This is a genomic window from Nonomuraea sp. C10, from assembly GCF_008017515.1.
Lineage (GTDB): Bacteria > Actinomycetota > Actinomycetes > Streptosporangiales > Streptosporangiaceae > Nonomuraea > Nonomuraea ferruginea.
The window spans coordinates 4,893,076-4,913,645 of record NZ_VPFF01000001.1 but is presented as its reverse complement, the minus strand read 5'-3'; the positions used below and the strand labels follow the sequence as shown (position 1 = coordinate 4,913,645).

The following is a 20,570-nucleotide window of genomic DNA, read 5'->3' as shown; positions in this document are numbered from 1 at the left end:
TTCATCCCTTCGTCGAGCCGAGCGTCAGCCCGGCCACGAAATGCTTGTGCAGCAGCTGGAACACGATCAGCGTCGGCAGCGCCACCAGCACCGATCCGGCGGCCAGCAGGTTGTAGTCGGTGAAGAACTGGCCGCGCAGGTTGTTCAGCGCCGAGGTGACGGGCAGCTTGTCGCCCGACACCATGAGCACCAGCGCCCACAGGAAGTCGTTGTACATCCAGGTGAACTGCAGCGTGCCCAGCGCCGCCAGCACGGGCCTGCACAGCGGCAGCGTCAGCGTCCAGTAGCGGCGCCACAGGCTCGCCCCGTCGACCAGCGCCGCCTCGGAGATCTCCTCGGGGATCGTGCGCATGAAGTTCGCGATGACGAACACGCAGAACCCGAACTGGAACGCCACGTGGATGAGGATCAGCCCCAGGTACGAGTCGTACAGGGACTGTGAGTCCGACAGCCACGCGGGCAGCGGGATCAGCGTGTAGAGCGAGTACAGCGGGGTGATGAGGACCTGCGGCGGCAGCAGGTTGCCCGCGGTGAACACGATGAGCAGCGTCTTGCGGCCGGGGATGCGCGCCCGCGCGATGGCGAACGCCACGAACGAGGCCAGGAACAGCGTCAGCACCAGCGCCGGGATCACGATGATCAGCGTGTTCAGGTAGTAGCGGGGCAGCTCGGCCTGGCTCCACGCCTGCCCGTAGTAGTCGAGCGTGAGCTGCTCGGGCAGCGAGAAGTAGCCCAGGCGGGCGGTCTCGTCGTACGGGCGCAGCGACGCGTACACGGCCAGCAGGAGCGGCATCAGCCAGCCCAGGGCCACCACCGCCAGGAAGGCGTGCAGCAGCCAGCGCAGCGGCCGGGCCCCGCGCCGGGGCGGCGGCGCCGCCTCGCGTTCCGGGCTGGTGCCGACGGGCGCGGTCAGCGTCATCGTTCCTCCCTGAACAGCTGCGACAGGTAGGTGACGATGAACCCGAGCGAGATCACCAGCAGGATCACCGCGATGGCCGAGCCGAACCCGATCCGGCTGGCCTCGCCCACGATGTTCTCGGTGACCAGCACCGACAGCAGTTCGAGCCCGTTCCTGCCCTTGTTGATGGCGTAGACGATGTCGAACGCGCGCAGCGCCTCGATCACCGTGATCACCAGCACGATCACGTTGACCGGCCGCAGCGTCGGGAACACCACCCGGAAGAACGCCTGCCTCTCGTTGGCCCCGTCGATGGCGGCGGCCTCCTTGAGCGCCGGGTCCACCGCCTTCAGCCCGGCCAGGTAGATGATCATGACGTAACCGACGTGCCGCCAGGCCGCCGCCACCATGACCACCCAGATGTTGATCGACCGGTCGCCGAGCCAGTCGGCCGACAGCCCGGTGACGGCGTTCAGCACGCCGTAGTCGTGCGAGTAGACGAGCTGGGCGATGAACCCGACCACCGCCAGCGACAGCACGACCGGCATGTACAGGGCGCTCTGGTAGAAGCGCGAGCCGCGCAGCCGCCGGTCCAGCAGCACCGCGCAGAACAGCCCGAACGGGGTCGCGACCAGCCCGAGGAAGACCAGCCAGAGGATGTTGTTGCGGACGGCCGACCAGAACGGCGGATACTCGCCGGCCAGGTCGGAGTAGTTCCGCCCGCCGATCCACTCGATCGGCCCGAAGCCGTTCCAGTCGGTGGCGGACAGGGCGACGGAGGCCAGCGTGGGCCCCCAGATGAGGCCCACGTTGACGATGATGGCCACCCCCACCCCGATGACCAGCACGGTCACGTCACGGGCGGAGTAGCGACGGGTCTTGACGGTCATCAGCGGAAGATGTTGGCCTTCTGCTGTTCGATGCTCGTGAGTAAGGAGTCGATCTCGGCGGGCTTGTCGACGAACGACTGCAGCGACGGGATCATCACCGTGGAGGCGAAGTCCGGCCGCGTGTCACGGTCGAGGAACTGGGCGATGTGCGAGGCCTGCGACACCAGTTCGGCGCCGCGCTTCTGCAGCGCGCTGTAGCCGCTGGTGTCGGCCTTGGAGCTGGCCGCGAGGGTGCCGGGGTCCAGCTCGGTGGCGATGTCCTGCGACGACGCCTGGGCGAGGTGCTTGACGAGCGCCTTGGCCCCGTCGACGTTCTTGGCCTTGGCGGAGACCATGTAGCCGTCGATGGGGGCGTCGATGGAGTCGGTGCCGTGGGTGGGGTTGATCTCCGGGAAGGTGAAGAAGTCCAGGTCGGCCAGGTCCTCCTCGGGGAACTGCTGGGCCACGAACATGCCGAGCAGGTACATGCCGCTCTTCTTCTGCACCAGCGACTGCGCGGCCTCCTGCCAGGTGCGGCCCAGCGACGCCGGCTGGTGATACTCCATCAGCCCGCGCCAGGTGTCGAACACCTGCTTGACCCGCGGGTCCGTCCACGACTCCTTGCCCGCCATGAGCGAGATGTGGAAGTCGTAGCCGTTCATCCGCATGTTGATGATGTCGAACGTGCCCATGGCGGGCCAGCCGTCCTTGTCGGCGAACGCGATCGGGACGAGGTCGTCGCCCTGCATCTTCTTGGCCAGCGCGGTCAGCTCGTCGAGCGTCTTGGGCGGCTCGTAGCCCTTCTCCTCCCACACGCTCTTGCGGTAGAAGACCGCCCACGGGTAGTAGGTGAACGGGATGAAGTACTGCTTGCCGTCGACGCCGGTGGAGGCGTCCTTGAACGCCTGCGTGTAGTCGCCGCCGATCTCCTGCCACACGTCCGAGATGTCGGTGGCCAGGCCCTGCTCGGCGAAGAACTGCATCCGGTAGCCGGCGAACCAGGTGAACACGTCGTCGGGCGTGCCCCTGAGGTAGCGGTTGATGTTCTCCTGGAAGGTGTTGTGGTCGACGGTGTTGATCCGCACGCTCGCCTGGGTGAACTTCTCGATCACGGTGGCGAGCGACTTCTTCGGCACCTCGTCGGAGGCGTTGGATCCCAGGGTGACTGCGCCGAGGTTGCCGGAGGTGCTGCCGGGGCTCGGCTGTTCGGAGCCGCCGCATCCTGCCAGCACGGCGGGCACGCCGAAGGCGGCGGCCGTGCCGAGCAGCAGATTGCGGCGGGAGATCGGCGGACGGTGGTCCATGGTGGTTCCTCCTTGGCCGGACCCTCAGATTCCCCCGAGTTCGATCACCCTTCATCGAAAAGCCAACTTTTCAAACTGTCAACGGACATATGGCAAAAGGCCGCCAGGGCGTCCTGGCGGCCTTCCGGGTGTTCGTGAGTTGCGGGAGTGGCGTTTGTGGGGCTTGATCAGCCCTTCGTGGCGTACAGCGCCTCGATGTCGGCCTCGAAGTCGCGCATCACGACACCCCGCTTGACCTTGAGCGTCGGGGTCAGGTGACCGCTCTCCTCGGTGATGTCCGCGGCCAGCACGGTGAACTTCTTGATCTGCTCGGCCTTGGACACCATGCTGTTGGCCCGGTCGACCGCGCCCTGCACCTCGGCCAGCACGCGCGGGTCGGTGCGCAGCTCCGCGGCCGTGGCCGGGGCGTACGGCTCCAGCGCCTCGGGATCGAGGGTGACGAGCGCGCTGACGAACGGCCGCCCGTCGCCGATCACCATCGCCTGGGAGACGAGCGGGTGCGCGCGCAGCGCGTCCTCCAGCGGGCCGGGGGCGACGTTCTTGCCCGCGGCCGTCACCAGGATCTCCTTCTTGCGCCCGGTGATGCGCAGGTAGCCGTCGTCGTCCAGCTCGCCCACGTCGCCGGTGTGGAACCAGCCCTCGGCGTCGAGGACCTCGCCGGTGGCCCGGTCGTCGTTCCAGTAGCCGGTGAAGACGTTGCGTCCCCTGGCCAGGATCTCGCCGTCGTCGGCGACGCGCAGGGTGACGCCGGGCAGCGGACGCCCCACGGTGCCGATCTTGTTGCCGCCCGGCAGGTTGACCGAGCACGGGGCGGACGTCTCGGTCAGGCCGTAGCCCTCGAACACCTCGATGCCGACGCCGCGGAAGAAGTGGCCCAGCCGGTCGCCCAGCGCCGACCCGCCCGACACCGCCGCCGACAGCCGCCCGCCCGTGGCCTCGCGGAGCTTGGCGTACACCAGCTTGTCGAAGACGGCGTGCTGGAGCCGCAGCCCGAGCCCGGCGCCGCCGCCGGCGCGGGCCTTGCTCCAGGCGACCGCCACGTCGACGGCGCGGGCGAAGATCTTGCCCTTGCCGCCCGCGATGGCCTTCTGCTCGGCGGCGTTGTAGACCTTCTCGAACACGCGCGGCACGCCCAGCAGGAACGTCGGCCGGAACTCCTGGAGGTCGGGCGCGACGTTCTTCATGTTGGGGGTGTGCGCCATGACCGCGCCCGCCTCCAGCAGCACGACCTGGATCATCCGCGCGAAGATGTGCGCCAGCGGCAGGAACAGCAGCGCGGCGGGAGCGCCGGTGAACAGCGGCCGCAGCGGCCCGCGCAGCACGTTCAGCGCGGTGAACAGCAGGTTGTCGTGGGTGATGAGGCAGCCCTTGGGCCTGCCCGTGGTGCCGGAGGTGTAGACGATCGTCGCCAGGTCGGACCCGCTCACCCGGGACCTGAGCTCCTCCAGGGCGGCGTCGTCCACGTCGCCGGGGGCGAGTGAGCCGTCCAGCGCGGCCTCCACCCGCCAGACGTCCTTCAGCCCGGGCGCCGCCTCGCGCACCGTGCGCTCGTGCGTGTCGAGCTCGGTGAAGGCGGCCTTGGCCCCGCTGTCGGAGATGATCCACCTGACCTGTTCGGCCGAGGAGGTCTCGTAGATCGGCACGGTGACCGCGCCGATCGTCCAGAGCGCGTAGTCGACGAGCGTCCACTCGTAGCGGGTGCGCGACATCAGCGCCACCCGGTCGCCGTGCCCGACGCCCGCCGCGGTGAGCCCCTTGGCCAGCGCGGCCACCTGGTCGCGGAACTGTCCCGCGGTGACCTCGGGCCAGCCGTCGCCGGTCTTGCGTGCCATGATCACCCGGTCGGGCTCGTCCCGGCCCCGTTGGAACACGGTGTCGGCCAGCGAGGCAGAGGCGGGGACATCCACCAGTACGGGGACGCTGTACTCGCGCACGGATCAACTCCTCCGGGTGCACGCTTCGGTCGACCCGGACGTTACCGCGATATGTTACCTAGCGGTAGGTTTCGTCATCCAGGCGTTATGTGGAACGAATCATCACGCTAGCAGGCGTAACTCGTAGGATTTCCCGCATGAGGGTCCATGTGGTCAGTGACGTACACGGCAGGGCCGACGCACTGGCGACCGCGGGAGACGGCGCCGACGCGCTGATCTGTCTCGGTGATCTCATCCTGTTCATCGACTACGACGACCACGGCCAGGGCATCTTCGCCGATTTGTTCGGCGCCGAACGGGCCGGGGAGTTCATCGCCCTGCGCACCGCCAAGCGCTTCGACGAGGCCCGGGCGATGTCGGCCAAGCTGTGGGCGAGCCTCGACGGCGACCCCCGCGACCACATCGAGCGCCACGTGCGCGCCCAGTACGCCGAGCTGTTCGCCGCCATGCCCGCGCCGGCCTACCTGACCTACGGCAACGTGGACGTGCCCCGCCTGGGCGGCGACTACCTCAGGCCCGGCCACCAGGTGCTCGACGGGGAGACGGTGGAGATCGGCGGGCTGCGCTTCGGCTTCGTCGGCGGCGGGCTCAAGACCGACTACCGCACCCCCAACGAGATCAGCGACGAGGAGTTCGCCGCCAAGGTGGAGGCGGTCGGCGAGGTGGACGTGCTGTGCTGCCACATCCCGCCCGCCGTGCCCGAGCTGCTCTACGACGTGGTGGCCCGGCGCTTCGAGCGCGGCAGCGAGGCCACGCTGGAGCTGATCAGGCGCACCCAGCCGCGTTACGCCCTGTTCGGGCACGTCCACCAGCCGCTCCACCGCCGCACCCGCATCGGCCGCACCGAGTGCGTCAACGTCGGCCACTTCAGGGGCAGGGGCGTGCCGTACGTCCTCGAGTGGTGACCCGGGCCGCTCCGCCGCTGAGGCGGGTTTCTGCACTACTTTGGTCCCATGGCTGATCGCACCAGTTCGAGTATCACCGTCGACGCCGACCGCGCCCGCGTGATGGCGGTCATCGCGGACCTTCCCTCGTACCCCGAATGGGCAGGTCAGGTCAAGAGCGCCGAGGTCCTCAGCAGCGGCCCCGACGGCAGGCCGGAGACCGTGCGGTTCGTGCTCGACGCCGGAGTGATCAGCGACACCTACACCCTCGCCTACACCTGGAACGGCGACGAGAGCGTCACCTGGCAGGTGTCCGAGCCCGGCAAGATGGTCTCCGAGCTCGACGGGCGTTACCTCCTGGCGGACACGGGCAAGGGAGTCGAGGTGACGTACGAGCTCGCCGTCGGCCTCGCCGTCCCCATGATCGGCATGATCAAGCGGAAGGCGGAGAAGGTGATCGTCGACACGGCGCTCAAGGGTCTCAAGAAGCGTGTCGAAGGTCGTTGAGGTGACTCCGCGCGTTCTGCTCTTCACCGGCAAGGGCGGCGTCGGCAAGACCACCGCCGCGGCCGCCACCGCCACCCTCGCGGCCCGGCGCGGGCTCAAGACGCTCATCGTCTCCACCGACACCGCCCACTCCCTGGCCGACGCGCTCGCCGCCGAGCCCGGCGAGATCGCCCCCGGCCTCCACCTGCACCAGGTCGACACCCAGCGCACGCTCGAACGCCACTGGGGAGAGCTGCGGGAGTACGCCCGCGGCGTGCTCGTCGAGCTGGGCCTCGACGAGATCACCTCCGAGGAGATCACCGTCCTGCCCGGCGCCGAGGAGATCATCGCCCTGCTGGAGCTGCGCGAGCACGCCCGCGAGGGCCGCTGGGACGTCATCGTCGTCGACTGCGCGCCCACCGCCGAGACGCTGCGCCTGCTCGCCCTGCCCGAGGCGCTCGACTGGCACGTCAACCGCCTGCTGCCGGTCGGCCGCAGGCTCATGCGGCTGGCCGCCCCGCTGGTGCGCGGCGTGGCCAGGGTCAGCACGCCGGGCGAGGAGGTGATGAGCGCCGGCGAGCGCTTCCACCGCGGGCTGCTGGAGGTGCGCGAGCTGCTCACCGGCGACCACGCCTCCGTGCGCCTCGTGCTCACGCCGGAGGCCGTGGTGCTCGCCGAGGCCAGGCGCACCCTCACCTCGCTCAACCTGTACGGGTACCGCGTCGACGCGGTCATCGCCAACCGGATCTTCCCCGGCGAGGACGCCGACGAGTGGCGCGCCCGCTGGGTGGCCGCCCAGTCGCGGCTGCTGGCCGAGGCGGAGGAGTCGTTCGCGCCGCTGCCCGTGCACACCGTGCCCTACCTGCCCGCCGAGCCCGTCGGCCGGCACGCGCTCGCGGCCGTCGGCGAGGCGCTGTACGGCGAGTGCGACCCGTTCGCGCCGCCCTCGGTGGAGCCCCCGCTGCGGCTGTCGGCCGACGAGCTGACCCTGGCCCTGCCCGGAGCCGAACGGGGCGAGGTCGACCTGGCGCGCAAGGGCGACGAACTGATCATCACCGCGGGCCCGTACCGGCGCATCCTGGCCTTGCCCATGGCGCTGGCGCGAAGGAAGATCAGTGGGGCCGTGCTCCGCGACGGCCTGCTCCGGGTACGGTTCACCTCGGAGGCGGAAACCGACGAAGCGCACGGCCGGGACGGCACGTGAGCGAAGAGGGCGGACGCCGTACCGACCGGGAGGGTCCCATGACCGAGAACACTCGCAACACAGAGAACGACAGAGATCCCATCGGCGCCGTCGCCGAGGAGGCGCGCAAGCTCTTCGACAGCTTGCAGGGCCGCGCCACCCGGCATGTCGGGAAGTCCGTCTTCCACTCGTTCACCGGTGGTGGCGGACGATCCGAGAAGGACGTGTGGAGCGAGGCCGTCGCCGAGCCCGACGACGAGTACATCTGCCGCGCCTGCCCGGTCTGCCGGGCCATCGCGGCGCAGCGCGAGTCGGGCGCCGGCCGCGCCCCCGAGGGCACCGCCGACGTCGCCACCCACCTCGTGGCGGCCGGCGGCGAGCTGTTCGCGGCCTTCCGCGGCGCGCTCGACGTGCTCGGCAGCCGCCCCGAGCCGCGTCAGCGGGACGACAGGGGGCGCGACGACCGCGACAATGTGGAACACATAGACCTGGACTAGCTGAGGGGATGCGTCATGCTCACGATCGGTGTGGACATCGGCGGCACCAAGGTGGCAGCGGGCGTGGTGGACGACGACGGCGTGATCGTCGAGCAGACCCTCAGGCCCACCGACGCCGAACACCCCGATCTGGTCGCCGAGACCGTCGCCGCCTGCGTCCGCGAGCTGGGCGCCGGGCGGGAGATCGAGGCGGTGGGCATCGGCGCGGCCGGGTTCGTCGACGAGTCCCGCTCGGTCGTGCGCTTCGCGCCCAACCTGGCCTGGCGGGAGGAGCCGCTGCAGAAGCGGATCAGCGGCCTGGTCGGGCTGCCCGTCGTGGTGGAGAACGACGCCAACGCCATGGCCTGGGGAGAGTTCAGGTACGGCGCGGGGCGCGGCCAGTCGCACATCGTCTGCCTGACCATCGGCACCGGCATCGGCGGCGGCATCGTCCTCGACGGCGCCCTCTACCGCGGCCGCTGGGGGATGGGCGCCGAGCTGGGCCACACGCAGATGGTGCCCGGCGGGCGGCTGTGCGGCTGCGGCCTGCACGGCTGCTGGGAGCAGTACGCGAGCGGCAACGCGCTGGTCGTCGAGGCCAGGGAGATCGCCGCCGCGCACCCCGAACGGGCCGAGATCCTGCTCGGGCTGGCCGGCGGCAAGATCGACGGCGAGGAGGTGACCGAGGCGGCGCGCCAGGGCGACGACGCCTCGCTGTCCGCCTTCGCCGTCCTCGCCGACGGGCTCGGCCAGGGCATGGCCGATCTGGCCGCCGTGCTCGACCCCGGCTGCTTCATCCTCGGCGGCGGCGTGTCCAGGGCGGCCGACCTGTTCGTCGACCGCGCCAGGAAGGCCTTCGAGGAACGGCTGACCGGCAGGGGCCACCGGCCGGTGGCCGAGGTGCGGCTGGCCGAGCTCGGTCCCTCCGCCGGCCTGGTGGGCGCGGCCGACCTGGCCCGCCGGCGCTGAGCCGGTTGACCACCCTCAGGATCGGCACGTACAACCTGCGCGGGCTGCGGGACGACGTGCCCGCGCTGGTCCGCGTGATCAGCGCGATGGGCGCCGACCTGGTCTGCCTGCAGGAGGCTCCCCGGCTGGCCGGCTGGCGGGCCCGCTGCCGCGCGCTGGCGGCCCGTTGCGGCCTGCGCCTGGTCGCGGGTCAGGGCGTGGCCGGGGTGGCGGTGCTGGCCGCCCCCTGGGTGCGGCCGGTGCACGCGGAGAGCCGCCTGCTCCGGGTCTTCCTCGGCCTGGAGCCGCGCGGGCTGGCCATGGCCGTCGTGCGGGCGGGCCCGGCGCTCCTGGCCGTCGGCTCGGTCCACCTCGACCTCGACGGCCGGGCCAGGCTCCACCACGCCGCCGAGGCGGTGGCCCGCCTGCGCCGGATGGCGGCACCGTACGGCGCGCCCGTCGTGCTGGGCGGGGACGTGAACGAGAGCCCGCACCAGCCCGCCTGGCGCTACCTCGCCGGGCAACTGACCGACTGCTACGCCGCCGCGCCCCGGGGCGACGGGCTGACCTTCAGCTCCAGGCGGCCCCTGCACCGCATCGACGGGCTGTTCGCCGCGCCCGGGATCCGGGTGGTGTCCTGCGGCGGCGTGGACGCCTCCGGCGCCGATCTGGCCGGTGCCACCGACCATCTGCCCGTCGTCGCCGAGGTCCGACTTGGAGAGTGAAGGGTGATCGGCGTCGCGCAACCCGTAGCATTTCCCTCATGACCCGTCGCTCTCGGCGGCGTGCGCTCACCATGATCCTGGCGGCCGTCCTGGCCGTACCCGGCCTCCCGACCGCCGCGCATGCCGATCCACGTCCACGCCCCGCCGCCAACGACGCGTGGCAGCGGACCACGAGCGTGCAGCTGCCGGTCGACGGGTCGCTCTCCGACGTGCTCGCGCTGTCGCCCGGCGACGTGTGGGCCGTCGGCCAGCAGCAGATCTGGGACGTGTGGAAGAACCGCGGCACCATCCGCCACTGGAACGGCGAGCGGTGGAGCGAGATCGGCATCCGCGACGCCACCGGCGCCGGCAACCTGCGGTCGGTCTCGGCGGCCAAGGCGGGCGAGGTGTGGGCGGTCGGCGACGGCCACGACGGGGTGCCCTACATCGCCCACGGCAACGTCGGCGGCTTCGACCGGATCAGGCCCCAGGGGCTGCGCAGCGGCGACTGGCTCGGCGGCGTCGAGGCGGGCGCCGACCGGGTCGTGGGCGTCGGCAGCCGCGGCAAGCACGCGCTCGTCGTCACCCGCGAAGACGGCGACTGGCTCGTCCGCGAGACCGGCGAGAAGGGCGCTCTCTACGCCGTCGACGGTGACTTCGCCGTCGGCGACACCGGCACCGGACCGTTGATCATGAAGCGGTCCGGCAGCTCGTGGAAGCGGGTGAAGACGCCGGCCATCGCCGGCGGCTACCTGCGCGACGTGCACACCGACAGCGCCAAGCGGGCGCTCGCCGTCGGCGGCGTCTACCACGGCCCCGGCGAGGTCGAGCCGCTCGCGCTCACGTGGAACGGCAAGCAGTGGCGGCGCCTGCCCGTCCCGACCGGCGCGGCCCGGCTCTACGGGGTGACCGGCGACGGCAAGGGCCACTACTGGATCTCCGGCTACGACCCCGGCCACGCCGCCGAGGCCTACATGCTGCGCTGCGGCAGGCGTTCCTGCGACGTCGTGCGGGGCAAGGCGGCCGACGGCAGGAGCAGCGTCCGCCTGCAGGCCGTCACCTACCTGGCGGGCAGCCAGGCGGTGTGGGCGGTCGGCCACGCCGTCGACGCCCAGGAGCGCTACACCGACGTGGTGGAGTCCTTCGGGCCGCGCGATCCGAAGAAGTCCTAGAGACGGGCGCCGTCGTCCCACCCGGAGTCGCCGCTGGGGCCGTCGCCCATGCGCACCACCAGCGCCACGAACCCGCCGATGAACGCCGCCACCGCGGTGAACAGCGCCCAGCCCTCCATGTGCCAGTCGGCGATCGCGGCGATCAGGAGGTAGGCCGGGCCGCCGAACAGCGCCACCCAGGCGAGCTTGGCCGGCAGGTCGAGCTTCGGCAGCGGGGGAGGAGGCGGCGGCACGTAGTGGTCGTCGTCCTCGTGGGGCTTCTCGTCATCGTCGTCGTCGGCGCCGTGCTCGTCGTCCTCGGCGAACTCCTCCGGCGGCCTGACCACCCGCCGCCCGGGCTCCACCGGGACGTTCTCGCTGTCCGGCCAGGGCTGATCGGCCGAGTCGCGCTCGGCGGTGTCATTGAAGGACGCGACGATCTGCCGCCAGACCTCGTCCTCGTCACTCTGGGGCGTCACCTAGATGGGCCTCTCCACAGCGATCGCGACTTCCCCCTGGGTGCGATCAGTCCCTCTGCAAGGGTACCGAGGCATGGGTTCGGATGAAGTCGAGGCTCCCGGCAAAGATCCTGTCGGCATCGTTGTCCAGCGTCGCAACATGGTAACTATCGGCCAGCTCCTCGATCGTGGCCTGCGGGACCTTCTCACGGATGATGGCCACGGAGGCGGGTTTCACCACATGGTCGTCGGTGCTGTGGTAGACGAGCACCGGCTGCGTCAGCTTGTCCAGGTCCGCCTGCACCAGCGACCAGAGCTCGGGCAGCGACGCCGCCGCCTTCACCGGCGTGCGGCTGTAGCCCAGCTCGGTGACCCCCGGCTTCTTCACGTCGTTGGCCACGCCGGGCACCGACGGGACGAACCACTTGAGCAGCGGCGCCAGCTTCATCAGCCACACGTCGTTGGTGATCGACGGGTTGACCACCACCACGCCGCGCACGCCGTCGCCGTGCATCTCGGCCAGCCGCAGCGCCAGGCAGCCGCCCAGCGACAGCCCCGCGGTGAACACCTCGGCGCAGCGGCCCTGGAGGTCCTCGAACGCCTTCTCCACCTCGGCGTACCAGTCCTCCCAGCGGGTGCGGTTCATCTCCTGCCAGGTGGTGCCGTGACCGGGCTGCCGCGGCAGCGACACGGTGAGCCCGCGCGCGGCCAGATACTCGGCCCACGGGCGCAGCGACTGCGGCGTGCCGGTGAAGCCGTGGCACAGCAGCACGCCGATCGGACCTGCTCGGTGGTGATAGGGCTCGGCGCCTGGCATGAGCGGCATAACAGCTCCTCCATGCTTTTTCATCCCGGAACTGCCCGATCGTCGCACGATCCAGGGCATTTGTGCGAGAGCTGGTGTAGGAGCATCCACCGAGGGATGGGAAGATGACTACGCGTTGCCGACCGTCGCGTGAGGAAGAGGTGGCCGGGTGTTCTACTGGGTGGTCAAGGCCATCTTGGGGCCGATCCTCCACATCGTCTTCCGGCCGTGGGCCGAAGGCGTCGACAACGTGCCCAAGGAGGGGCCCGCGATCCTCGCCGGCAACCACCTCTCCTTCGCCGACCACTTCTTCGGCCCGCTCCACCTCCGCCGCAAGGTCATCAGCCTGGGCAAGTCCGACTACTTCACCGGGCGCGGCATCAAAGGCTTCTTCACCCGCATGTTCTTCAGCGGGGTCGGCACCGTCCCGATCGACCGCTCCGGCGGCAAGGCCAGCGAGGCGGCGCTCCGCACCGGTCTTCGCGTGCTGCGCGAGGGCCACCTGCTCGGGATCTACCCCGAGGGCACCCGCTCGCCCGACGGCCGCCTCTACAAGGGCAAGACCGGCGTGGCCAGGCTGGCGCTGGAGTCGCGGGCCCCGGTCATCCCGTGGGCCATGGTCAACACCTTCGAGATGATGCCGCCGGGCCGCCCGCTGCCGAAGTTCGGCATCCGGCCCGAGGTGCGGTTCGGCAAGCCGCTCGACTTCTCCCGTTACTACGGCATGGAGGACGACCGGCTGGTGCTCCGCGCGGTGACGGACGAGATCATGTACGCCCTGATGGAGCTGTCGGGGCAGGAGTACGTCGACAAGTACGCCGCCAGCGCCAGGGTCGAGATGGAGCGCGCGGCCAGGGCCGCGGCCAAGGGCGAGTGACCCCGGCTCCCGCCTGTCAGGGCAGGTGGGCGACGATCTGCCGGATGTGCTCGGGAGTCGTACGGCAGCAGCCGCCGATCAGTGAGGCCCCCGCCGCCTGCCACTCCTTGGCCGCCTGACCGTACTCGATCGGGTCGGCCAGGCCGCGCCAGCGGCGGGCGGCGGCGTCCCAGGTCTCGCCGGAGTTCGGGTAGACCACGATGGGCAGGCCGCCGCGGAGCGCGGCGATGAGGCCGGGGATGTGCCGCGGGGCGGTGCAGTTGGCGCCGACGGCCACCACCTGCGGGTTGCCGGCGAACAGGGCCGCGGCCTCGGTGATCGGGGTGCCGTCGCTGATGTGGGCGGCGTCGCGGCAGGAGAAGCTCACCCACACCTTGACCGACGGCGTCTCGGCCAGCAACCTGGCCAGCGCCCGCGCCTCCGCGAACGACGGGATGGTCTCGCAGGCGAGCATGTCGGCCTCCGAGGAGGCGAGGATCTCCCAGCGAGGGCGGTGCCAGGCCAGCAGGGCGTCTTCGTCGATGCCGTAGTCGCCGGTGTATTCGGCGCCGTTGGCGAGGTAGGCGCCGTAGGGGCCGATCGAGGCGGCGACGAGCCCGTGGCCCGCCTCGTCGCGGGCCTGCGCGGCCACCTCCACCGACGCGCGGATCAGGCGCTCGGCCTGGCCGCGGTCGAGGCCCCTGCGCACGAAGCCGGGGACGGACGCCTGGTAGCTGGCGGTCGTGGCCACGTCGGCGCCGGCCGCGAAGTAGGCGGCGTGCGCCTGGCGGATCAGGCCGGGGTCGTCGAGGAGCAGGCGCGCCGTCCAGAGCTCGTCGCCGAGGTCGGCGCCGAGCGCACTGAGCTGGGTGGAGAGCCCACCGTCCAGAACCATCGTGGTCACCCGTCCAGAATATGGTCCGGACGGGGTTGTCCGGCCCCTCAGGCATGCGTTTTCCCGGGACCGTCATCCGCTCGTTTGTCAGCCGCCCCCGAGGAGACCCCGCCCCCGCCTAGGAGGAATCGGACCCTGCAGGACACCTTCGCCGCAGGGCGTACGAAGAGGCGAAAGGCCTGCTGAAGCCGGTGTAATACCTCACCGAGCGTTCTCTCGACATCCAAGGTCTGGAGGATGTCAAGACTGTGAGAAATCACCCCAAACAAAGCCCTTCGGCGCGTCGCCGCGCAACACGGCGAGGCTCTCCGGCGGGGGGCGCCGTCCGGCCGCGTGGCTTTATGGCGCTGCGCGCTGTCCGGCCGCGTGGCTTTACGGCGCTGCGCGCCGTCCGGGGCCCCGCGCGGCTCTCGGGTTTGGCCGGGTTTCCGGCGGAGCGCGTCGTCGGGCGGCGCCGCTCGGCTCTCGGGTTTGGCCGGGTTTCCGGCGGAGCGCGTCGTCGGGCGGCGCCGCTCGGCTCTCGGGTTTGGCCGGGTTTCCGGCGGAGCGCGTCGTCGGGCGGCGCCGCTCGGCTCTCGGGTTTGGCCGGGTTTCCGGCGGAGCGCGTCGTCGGGCGGCGCCGCTCGGCTCTTGGGCCTGGCCGCGTTCCCGGTGGGGCGGGTCGTCGGGTGGCACCGCGCGGCTCTTCGGCCTGGCCGAGTTTCGGGCGGGGCCCGTCGTCGGGCAGACCGGGCGGCTCTCCGGCCCGACCGGGGTACCCGGCCGGGCCGGAGCGACGGCGGACTCGACGCGCCGGGCGCCGCCCGTCAGGACCGCTTCAGAACGGGCGGCGCTCCGCGTCGGGCGGTGCCGTCAGGGGCGCTTCGAGAACGGGCGGCGCTTCGCGCCGGGCGGTGCCGTCAGGGGCGCTTCGAGAACGGGCGGCGCGCCCGGGGCGCCGTCAGGGGCGCTTCCAGAAGGGGCGGCGGTCGTCGCCGGGGTTTCCCGGGGGAGGGCCGCCGGTCAGGGCGGTGAGCACCTCGATGGCTCGCTGCCTGAGGGACTCGGGGTCGGTTCCCGGACGTTCGGCCGATTCCAGCTCGCGGGCCAGCGCCGACAGCTCGGCGTGCCCGCCGAGGTACGCCGACAGGGCGGCCAGGCGGGAGCCGAGGTCCGCCAGGTAGAGGGCGTTCGGCGCGTGCAGCGCCTTCAGCCGGTCCAGCTCGGCGACGAGCTGGACCCTGACGGTGTCCAGGCCCCGCGTCGCCCGCGGGGCGGGCGCGGGACGGGCGGACATGGGACCGCGAGGCATCCCCGCGGGCCGGCCGGACACCGGACCACGCGGTCTCGCCGCGCCGCCAGTCAGGAAGTCGGGCACGTCCAGGTCGTCGAAACCGGCCGAGCTCATCCGGGCCACCGCCGGCGCGATCGCGCCGGGAGCCGGGCCCGCCATCGCGGTGAGCCCGAACGCCATCGGCGCGGCGGGCGTCTCCCACCCGCTCGGCAGCTCCACCGGCTGGATCACCCGGTGCTCGGGGCCGCCCTCGGCCGCCGGCCGGGAGTCGACCGCGACGTAGGCGGTGAACCGGCACAGCACGCCGTGCTCCAGCGAGACCCGGACGATCTCCCGCTCCAGCTCCCGCTCGCCCATCGCGTACCGGTCCTCCAGCTCGCGCAGGTGGGCCCGCGCCCAGACGGCGCGCAGCGCGGGGCTGTCGGCGACGGTGCCCGGCACCCGCTCCTCCCACGGCGCGCCGGACGCCAGCCCGCGCACGGTCACCGACGAGCCGCCCCGGCACCGCCCGTACACCCGCAGCGGCACGCCCGGGAAGATCGACCCCAGCCGGGTGACCGTGCCCGGCTCCACGTCCAGGTCCTTCAGCGACAGGTCCGTCACCATCGGCGCGCCGATCCGGCGGTGGATCTGCTCCATCGCCGCGTCCAGCCGGTCCTCCGACTCGACCAGCTCGCTGCGGCCCGCGCCGAGACCGGCCAGCCTGCCCAGGAAGCCCGCGTTCACCGCCCGGTCGATGCCGACCGTGTGCACCCGCATCGCCGACAGCGCGCCGCCGGTCAGCTCCAGGATGTGGTCCTCGTTGCCCACCTGGCCGTCGGTGACCAGCACCAGGACGCGTTCCCTGCCCTGCTCGCCGTCGAGCAGGCCGATCGCCCGGCGCAGCGGCTCCAGCAGCTCGGTGCCGCCGCGCGCGTCCACCCTGGCCAGGTGCTCGACCGCGCGGTAGCGGTTGCGGTCGGACCCGTCGGCCAGGCCATCGAACGCCTCCTCCACCACCGAGTCGAACGCCAGCACCGCGAACCGGTCGCGCGGCGTGAGCGTGTCCACGATCCGGGCCGCCGCCCTGCGGGCCGCGACCATCTTCCAGCCCGCCATGCTGCCCGAACGGTCCAGCAGCAGGACGAGGTCGCGCGGCTGCCTGTCGGCCTCCAGCTCGGGCGGGACCACGAACAGCGCGAACGTGCCCGCGCCGTCGAACTGCAAGGACGTGGACGCGGCGAACGACATCCGCAGGATGAAGTCCCGGTCCAGTCGTTCACCGGCGCGCAGTCGTACGATGTCGCCTTCTTCCTCGACCACGTGCAGGCTGGAGGCCAGCTCGCGCAGCTCCAGCCCGGCGGCGTCGATCCTGGCCGACAGGGACAGGCGGACGGGGTTCGGGAAGCCGGGGAGCAGCACCGGGGGAGTGATGCGGGAGGCGTCCGGGACCGCGTCGGTGTCCGGCGCGGCGCCCGAGCCAGCCGGCTCGCCGTCGATCGGCTCGCCGGGGATGTAGCGGGGCGCCACCACCAGCGGGAAGCGGAACGTCGCCGCGCCGTCCTCGTACGGCAGCGGCTGGCTCAGCGTCAGCCGGACCGTCACCCGCTCGCCGGGCAGGATGTTGCCCACCCGGATGGTGAACACGTCCGGCCGGTCCTCCTCGGCGATCGCCGCCCGCCTGCCCTCGCGCAGCGCCCGGTCGTAGTCGGCGCGCGCCTGGCCGCGCTCCTTCAGCACGCCCTCGACGACGCGGTCGTCCGCCTCCATCCGGAACGCGGTGACGGCCGCCCTGTCGGGCAGCGGGAAGACGTACGTGGCCTCCAGCGTGACGTCGAACGGGTTGCGGAAGCCCTGGGCCACCTCGACCCCGGCGACCAGGCCCGAGATCGTCGCGTGCACGTCGACGCTCTCCAGCGGCAGGTTGCCGCGCTCGGTCCGCAGCGCGCCGATCCCCGCGTCGGGCTCCGGCACGCATCGGGCGGGCTCGAGCGATGTGATCTTCATGTGAGTCCCCTCTCTTCGAGCACCGCGAGCAGCGGCGCCGCGGCCGCGAGTAGTGCCCGCACGTCGTCGTCTCCCGGCGCCGGGCCCGTCCCGTCGAGCACCAGCACCACCCCGGCCGCCAGTCGCACCCCGTGCACGGCACCCGGCACCTTCTCTTGTACGGGCCGGTCCGCCCCTTCCGCAGCCCGATCCGCCTCCTGCGCCGTCCGGTCCGTCCAGAACCTGGCCCGTACCTCCGGCTTCCCGTCCCCTCGGTACGCACCCTCACCCCCGCCTTCGGTAAGCCCCCCTGGCGGGGTCACCCCACCAGAGGGAACCACCGAGTTCCCCCGGCGACCCGTTCCCGGCCCAAGAACCCGCGCCGCATCCGCTCCCGTGGAGTGCGGGGGAGGTGGCGCGGGGGCCTGCGTCGGGTCTGTCCCGGTGGGGTGTGGAGCGCGCGGCCGGGAGGTTTGTGACGCATCCGCTCCCGTGGAGTGCGGGAGAGCTGGTGCGGGGATCTGCGCCGGGTCCCGTCCCGCGAGGTGCGGAGCGCCCGGTCCAGAAGTTTGCGCCGTGTCCGATCCCGTGGGGTGCTGAGCTCTCGGTGGGGTGGGTTCCGTGGCGTGCGACTGGTCTGCCCTTGCGGCCTGTGGCGTGCCGGGGCCCGATGAAGGCCGGGGGGTGTGCGGAGCCGCTATGGCGGGGGCCGGGGGCAAGGGCGTGGTGGGGGCCGGTTGGTGGAGGTCTGGGGTGGGGTGGCCGGGGTTCGGACCCGGGACGGGCCAATGGTGGGGGGCGGTGGGGAGGCGGGCGGTGGCTTCGAGGGTGGTGTCCGCGGCGCCGGCGAGGGCGATCTGGATGTCGGCGATCGACATGCCCTCCGCCTGCAGCCGCTTGACGGCCACGAGTTGCAGCAGGTGACGGCGCCCGTACCGGGCGATCCGGCCGCGCCGGGTCAGGGGCGGGTCGACCAGCCCGATCGTGGTGTACCACCTGATGAGCCGCTCGCCCGGCACCTCGCGGACCCGGCCGTTGAGCGGTCGCGCGTGCGCGCGCAGCGCGTCGGCCGCGCGCTCCGCCAGCTCGCCGATCGTCCAGGTGTCGCTCATGTCCTCACAGTGACACTGTCACAATTACAGTGTCAAGGGGAATTCGGATAAGACGAATGAAAGGGACATCTACGGGGAGGAGGTACACCATGGCTCCGATTACCAGCCCGCTTTCGGGCGAAGCTAAGACCACCACCGCGAAGTGCCTGCAGGGCGCCCTGATGGACCTGATCGACCTGTCCCTGGTCGGCAAGCAGCTGCACTGGAACGTCATCGGCCCGAACTTCCGTTCGGTCCACCTGCAGCTCGACGAGGTCGTCTCGCTGGCCCGCGCGCACACCGACATCGTCGCCGAGCGCCTGGTCGCGCTGGGCGCCAACGCCGACGGCAGGGCCGCCACGGTGTCCAAGTCCACCAAGCTGACGCAGCCGGAGTCCGGCTGGATCGAGTCGGGCAAGGTGGCGGCGACGATGACCGACATCCTCGACGGCGTCAGCAAGCGGATGCGCGAGCGCATCGACCTGACCGATGAGACGGACCAGGCGACGCAGGACATCATCATCGCGGTCACCCAGGAGATCGAGAAGCAGCGCTGGATGTTCCAGGCCATGAGCTGATGTGTGCGGTCACCAGCCCGGGAGCCGAGCGGCCCCGGGCTTCCGCATGTCCGGCGCGGGCAGTTCGCGTTCTGTTCGATCCGGGAGTCCTCGCCATTCATGTCCGTGCGGTCCACTAGCGTGGCACCCAGAGGGAGGCCTCAAGATGTCCCGCAAGACTCTCCTCCGCACGGGCCCGCTCTCCCAGGGCGGCGCGGGCCCCTACGGACCTGTCGAGGAGCCCGTCGCCGGCGGGCTGACCCTGCCCGCGGGGTTCGGCGGCAGGGTGGTGGCCCGTTCCGGGAGCAAGGTGGCCGGGCTGACGTGGCACGCCGCGCCCGACGGGGGTGCCTGCTTCCCCGACGGCGACGGCTGGATCTACGTGTCCAACTCCGAGCTCTCGCTGCTCGGCGGCGCGGCGGCGATCCGCTTCCGGCCGGACGGCTCCGTCGGCGACGCCTACCGCATCCTGTCCGGCACCGAGCTCAACCGCGCCGGCGGCGCCACGCCCTGGAACACGTGGCTGTCGTGCGAGCTCGGCCACCGGGGCCGGGTGTTCGAGTGCGACCCGTACGGCGCCCGCGCGCCGCGGCCCCGGCTGGCCATGGGCCGGTTCAAGCACGAGGCGGCCGCCTGTGACCCCGACCGTCGGGTGGTCTACCTGACCGAGGGCGAGCCCGACGGCTGCTTCTACCGGTTTCGCCCGTACGACTGGGGCGACCTGACCGAGGGCGCGCTGGAGGTGCTGTGCGGCTCGGGCCGGTGGGAGCCGGTGCCGTGGCCGGCCGCGCTGCTCAAGGGCACCCGCCACCAGGTGCGCGGGGCGCGCCGGTTCGACCGCGCGGACGCCTGCCACTACGCGGGCGGCGTGTGCTTCTTCACCACCAGGGGCGACGGCGCGCTGTGGGCCTACGACGCCCAGACCTCGGCGGTGGAGCGGCTGTGCGACGGCGTGCGCGCCGTCACCGCGGCCCCGTCCGGCGACCTGTACGTGACCAGGCGGACCACGCGGATCGACGTGATCACCCCCGAGCGCGAGATCGCCCCGTTCCTCACCCTCGCCGGTCACGCGGGCGCCGAGCTGACCGGGCTGGCGTTCGCGCCGGGCGGTGACCGGCTCTACTTCTCCGCCAGGCGGGGCTCGGATGAGGGTCACACGTTCGAGGTCACCGGCCCGTTCCGCAGGTAGGCCACAAGCGCCCTCTTGAGCTCGGCGACGAGCTCGGCCGCCCGCGCCGGTCCGGCGGCGGAGACCAGCGGCATCACGGCCTTGACCATGGCCACCGCCATCGTGCCCATGAGCAGGGCGCGCGCCTCGTCCAGACCGGGGGAGCGGCGCCGCAGCATGGCCGCCACCTGCCCGGCGATCGCCTGGTGCAGCTGTTGTGAGGCCGCCGCCAGCTTGTCGCCGGTCGCGGAGCCGTACAGCAGCGACCAGTAAGCGGGTGAGCGCGCCTTGAACGCCACGCTCTCGTCCACCACCCCGTCGACCAGGGTCTCCAGCGGCACCTCCGGGGTGACGGCGGCCAGCCGCGACTCCCAGAAGTCCCGCCGGCCGTCGGTGTAGCGGGTCACCAGGCCGTCGAGGATCTCCTCCTTGTTGCGGAAGAACTGGTAGAGCGAGCCCGGTGACAGCCCGGCGCGGGCCGCGACCTGGTTCGTGGTCATGTCCGGGTAGCCGATCTCGGCGATCACCTGTTCGGCCGCGTCGAGGATCTCCGCCATCCGTTTCAGGCCTCGCGCCTGACGGCGCACCGTGCGCTCAGCCATGGCACCCCACATTGACAAATACGAGCATTCACTTGTATTTCTGGGTCGGCGAACAAAACACGA

The 20,570-nt window shown here is 71.8% G+C and carries 20 protein-coding genes; 10 read left to right on the top strand and 10 right to left on the bottom strand.

Features of this window, described 5'->3' with window-relative positions; all coding sequences use genetic code 11:
• Nucleotide 1: 1 nt before the first annotated feature.
• The 4 genes from FR742_RS22625 to FR742_RS22610 all read right to left on the bottom strand — a co-directional run bounded on the left by FR742_RS22625 (nt 2) and on the right by FR742_RS22610 (nt 5,005).
• Nucleotides 2-919: a carbohydrate ABC transporter permease gene (locus FR742_RS22625; protein WP_148032789.1), complete on the bottom strand. Its 918-nt coding sequence runs from the start codon at nt 917-919 to the stop codon at nt 2-4.
• A complete protein-coding gene (locus FR742_RS22620) occupies nt 916-1,788 on the bottom strand; it encodes a carbohydrate ABC transporter permease (RefSeq protein ID WP_148032788.1) in 873 nt (290 codons plus the stop codon). The genes FR742_RS22625 and FR742_RS22620 overlap by 4 nt, the downstream gene beginning before the upstream one ends.
• Nucleotides 1,788-3,071, bottom strand: coding sequence for an ABC transporter substrate-binding protein (locus FR742_RS22615; RefSeq protein WP_148032787.1), 1,284 nt, complete (start codon nt 3,069-3,071; stop codon nt 1,788-1,790). The genes FR742_RS22620 and FR742_RS22615 overlap by 1 nt, the downstream gene beginning before the upstream one ends.
• Before the next feature lie 167 nt (nt 3,072-3,238).
• Entirely contained in the window at nt 3,239-5,005 is a 1,767-nt protein-coding gene (locus FR742_RS22610) for a long-chain fatty acid--CoA ligase (RefSeq protein WP_148032786.1), read from the bottom strand.
• A gap of 137 nt (nt 5,006-5,142) precedes the next feature.
• Here FR742_RS22610 and FR742_RS22605 point away from each other — a divergent pair, with 137 nt between their 5' ends.
• From FR742_RS22605 to FR742_RS22575, 7 genes are read left to right on the top strand one after another with little or no spacing between them, the layout of a single operon-like run.
• Nucleotides 5,143-5,910 (top strand): metallophosphoesterase, encoded by a 768-nt coding sequence (locus tag FR742_RS22605; RefSeq protein WP_148032785.1) that lies wholly within the window; start codon nt 5,143-5,145, stop codon nt 5,908-5,910.
• Between the two features lie 48 nt (nt 5,911-5,958).
• Nucleotides 5,959-6,396, top strand: a complete 438-nt coding sequence (locus tag FR742_RS22600) for an SRPBCC family protein (RefSeq protein ID WP_148032784.1) — start codon at nt 5,959-5,961, stop codon at nt 6,394-6,396.
• Nucleotide 6,397: 1 nt separating this feature from the next.
• Nucleotides 6,398-7,579, top strand: a complete 1,182-nt coding sequence (locus FR742_RS22595; protein WP_148032783.1) for an ArsA family ATPase — start codon at nt 6,398-6,400, stop codon at nt 7,577-7,579.
• A gap of 38 nt (nt 7,580-7,617) precedes the next feature.
• The gene (locus tag FR742_RS22590; RefSeq protein ID WP_148032782.1) at nt 7,618-8,055 is read left to right on the top strand and encodes a hypothetical protein; all 438 of its coding nucleotides are present in this window, start codon (nt 7,618-7,620) and stop codon (nt 8,053-8,055) included.
• Between the two features lie 15 nt (nt 8,056-8,070).
• Nucleotides 8,071-9,003 (top strand): ROK family glucokinase, encoded by a 933-nt coding sequence (locus tag FR742_RS22585; RefSeq protein ID WP_148032781.1) that lies wholly within the window; start codon nt 8,071-8,073, stop codon nt 9,001-9,003.
• A gap of 5 nt (nt 9,004-9,008) precedes the next feature.
• A complete protein-coding gene (locus FR742_RS22580; RefSeq protein ID WP_148032780.1) occupies nt 9,009-9,707 on the top strand; it encodes an endonuclease/exonuclease/phosphatase family protein in 699 nt (232 codons plus the stop codon).
• A 38-nt stretch (nt 9,708-9,745) separates the two neighbouring features.
• Nucleotides 9,746-10,858, top strand: coding sequence for a hypothetical protein (locus tag FR742_RS22575; protein WP_261808681.1), 1,113 nt, complete (start codon nt 9,746-9,748; stop codon nt 10,856-10,858).
• Here the strand turns inward: FR742_RS22575 and FR742_RS22570 are convergent.
• Nucleotides 10,855-11,316: a hypothetical protein gene (locus tag FR742_RS22570; RefSeq protein WP_148032779.1), complete on the bottom strand. Its 462-nt coding sequence runs from the start codon at nt 11,314-11,316 to the stop codon at nt 10,855-10,857. The two genes, FR742_RS22575 and FR742_RS22570, sit on opposite strands and share 4 nt — an antisense overlap.
• A gap of 46 nt (nt 11,317-11,362) precedes the next feature.
• Nucleotides 11,363-12,121 (bottom strand): carboxylesterase, encoded by a 759-nt coding sequence (locus tag FR742_RS22565; RefSeq protein ID WP_148032778.1) that lies wholly within the window; start codon nt 12,119-12,121, stop codon nt 11,363-11,365.
• A 148-nt stretch (nt 12,122-12,269) separates the two neighbouring features.
• On the opposite strand from FR742_RS22565, the gene FR742_RS22560 reads away from it, so the two are divergent.
• Nucleotides 12,270-12,977: a 1-acyl-sn-glycerol-3-phosphate acyltransferase gene (locus FR742_RS22560; RefSeq protein ID WP_148032777.1), complete on the top strand. Its 708-nt coding sequence runs from the start codon at nt 12,270-12,272 to the stop codon at nt 12,975-12,977.
• Nucleotides 12,978-12,993: 16 nt separating this feature from the next.
• On the opposite strand, the gene mmuM is transcribed toward FR742_RS22560, so the two are convergent.
• From mmuM to FR742_RS45295, 3 genes are all read right to left on the bottom strand, one after another.
• A complete protein-coding gene (gene mmuM / locus FR742_RS22555) occupies nt 12,994-13,851 on the bottom strand; it encodes a homocysteine S-methyltransferase (protein WP_148034751.1) in 858 nt (285 codons plus the stop codon).
• 940 nt (nt 13,852-14,791) lie between these two features.
• Complete coding sequence (locus tag FR742_RS22550) at nt 14,792-17,110, bottom strand: VIT domain-containing protein (RefSeq protein ID WP_148032776.1); 2,319 nt, start codon at nt 17,108-17,110, stop codon at nt 14,792-14,794.
• Complete coding sequence (locus tag FR742_RS45295) at nt 17,107-18,201, bottom strand: helix-turn-helix domain-containing protein (RefSeq protein WP_222709022.1); 1,095 nt, start codon at nt 18,199-18,201, stop codon at nt 17,107-17,109. The genes FR742_RS22550 and FR742_RS45295 overlap by 4 nt, the downstream gene beginning before the upstream one ends.
• A gap of 89 nt (nt 18,202-18,290) precedes the next feature.
• Here FR742_RS45295 and FR742_RS22535 point away from each other — a divergent pair, with 89 nt between their 5' ends.
• Together FR742_RS22535 and FR742_RS22530 are read left to right on the top strand one after the other, a co-directional pair.
• Complete coding sequence (locus FR742_RS22535) at nt 18,291-18,758, top strand: Dps family protein (protein ID WP_148032775.1); 468 nt, start codon at nt 18,291-18,293, stop codon at nt 18,756-18,758.
• 145 nt (nt 18,759-18,903) lie between these two features.
• Nucleotides 18,904-19,926, top strand: a complete 1,023-nt coding sequence (locus tag FR742_RS22530; RefSeq protein ID WP_148032774.1) for an alkaline phosphatase PhoX — start codon at nt 18,904-18,906, stop codon at nt 19,924-19,926.
• On the opposite strand, the gene FR742_RS22525 is transcribed toward FR742_RS22530, so the two are convergent.
• Nucleotides 19,890-20,507, bottom strand: coding sequence for a TetR/AcrR family transcriptional regulator (locus tag FR742_RS22525; protein WP_261808680.1), 618 nt, complete (start codon nt 20,505-20,507; stop codon nt 19,890-19,892). The genes FR742_RS22530 and FR742_RS22525 overlap by 37 nt on opposite strands.
• Nucleotides 20,508-20,570 lie beyond the last annotated feature (63 nt).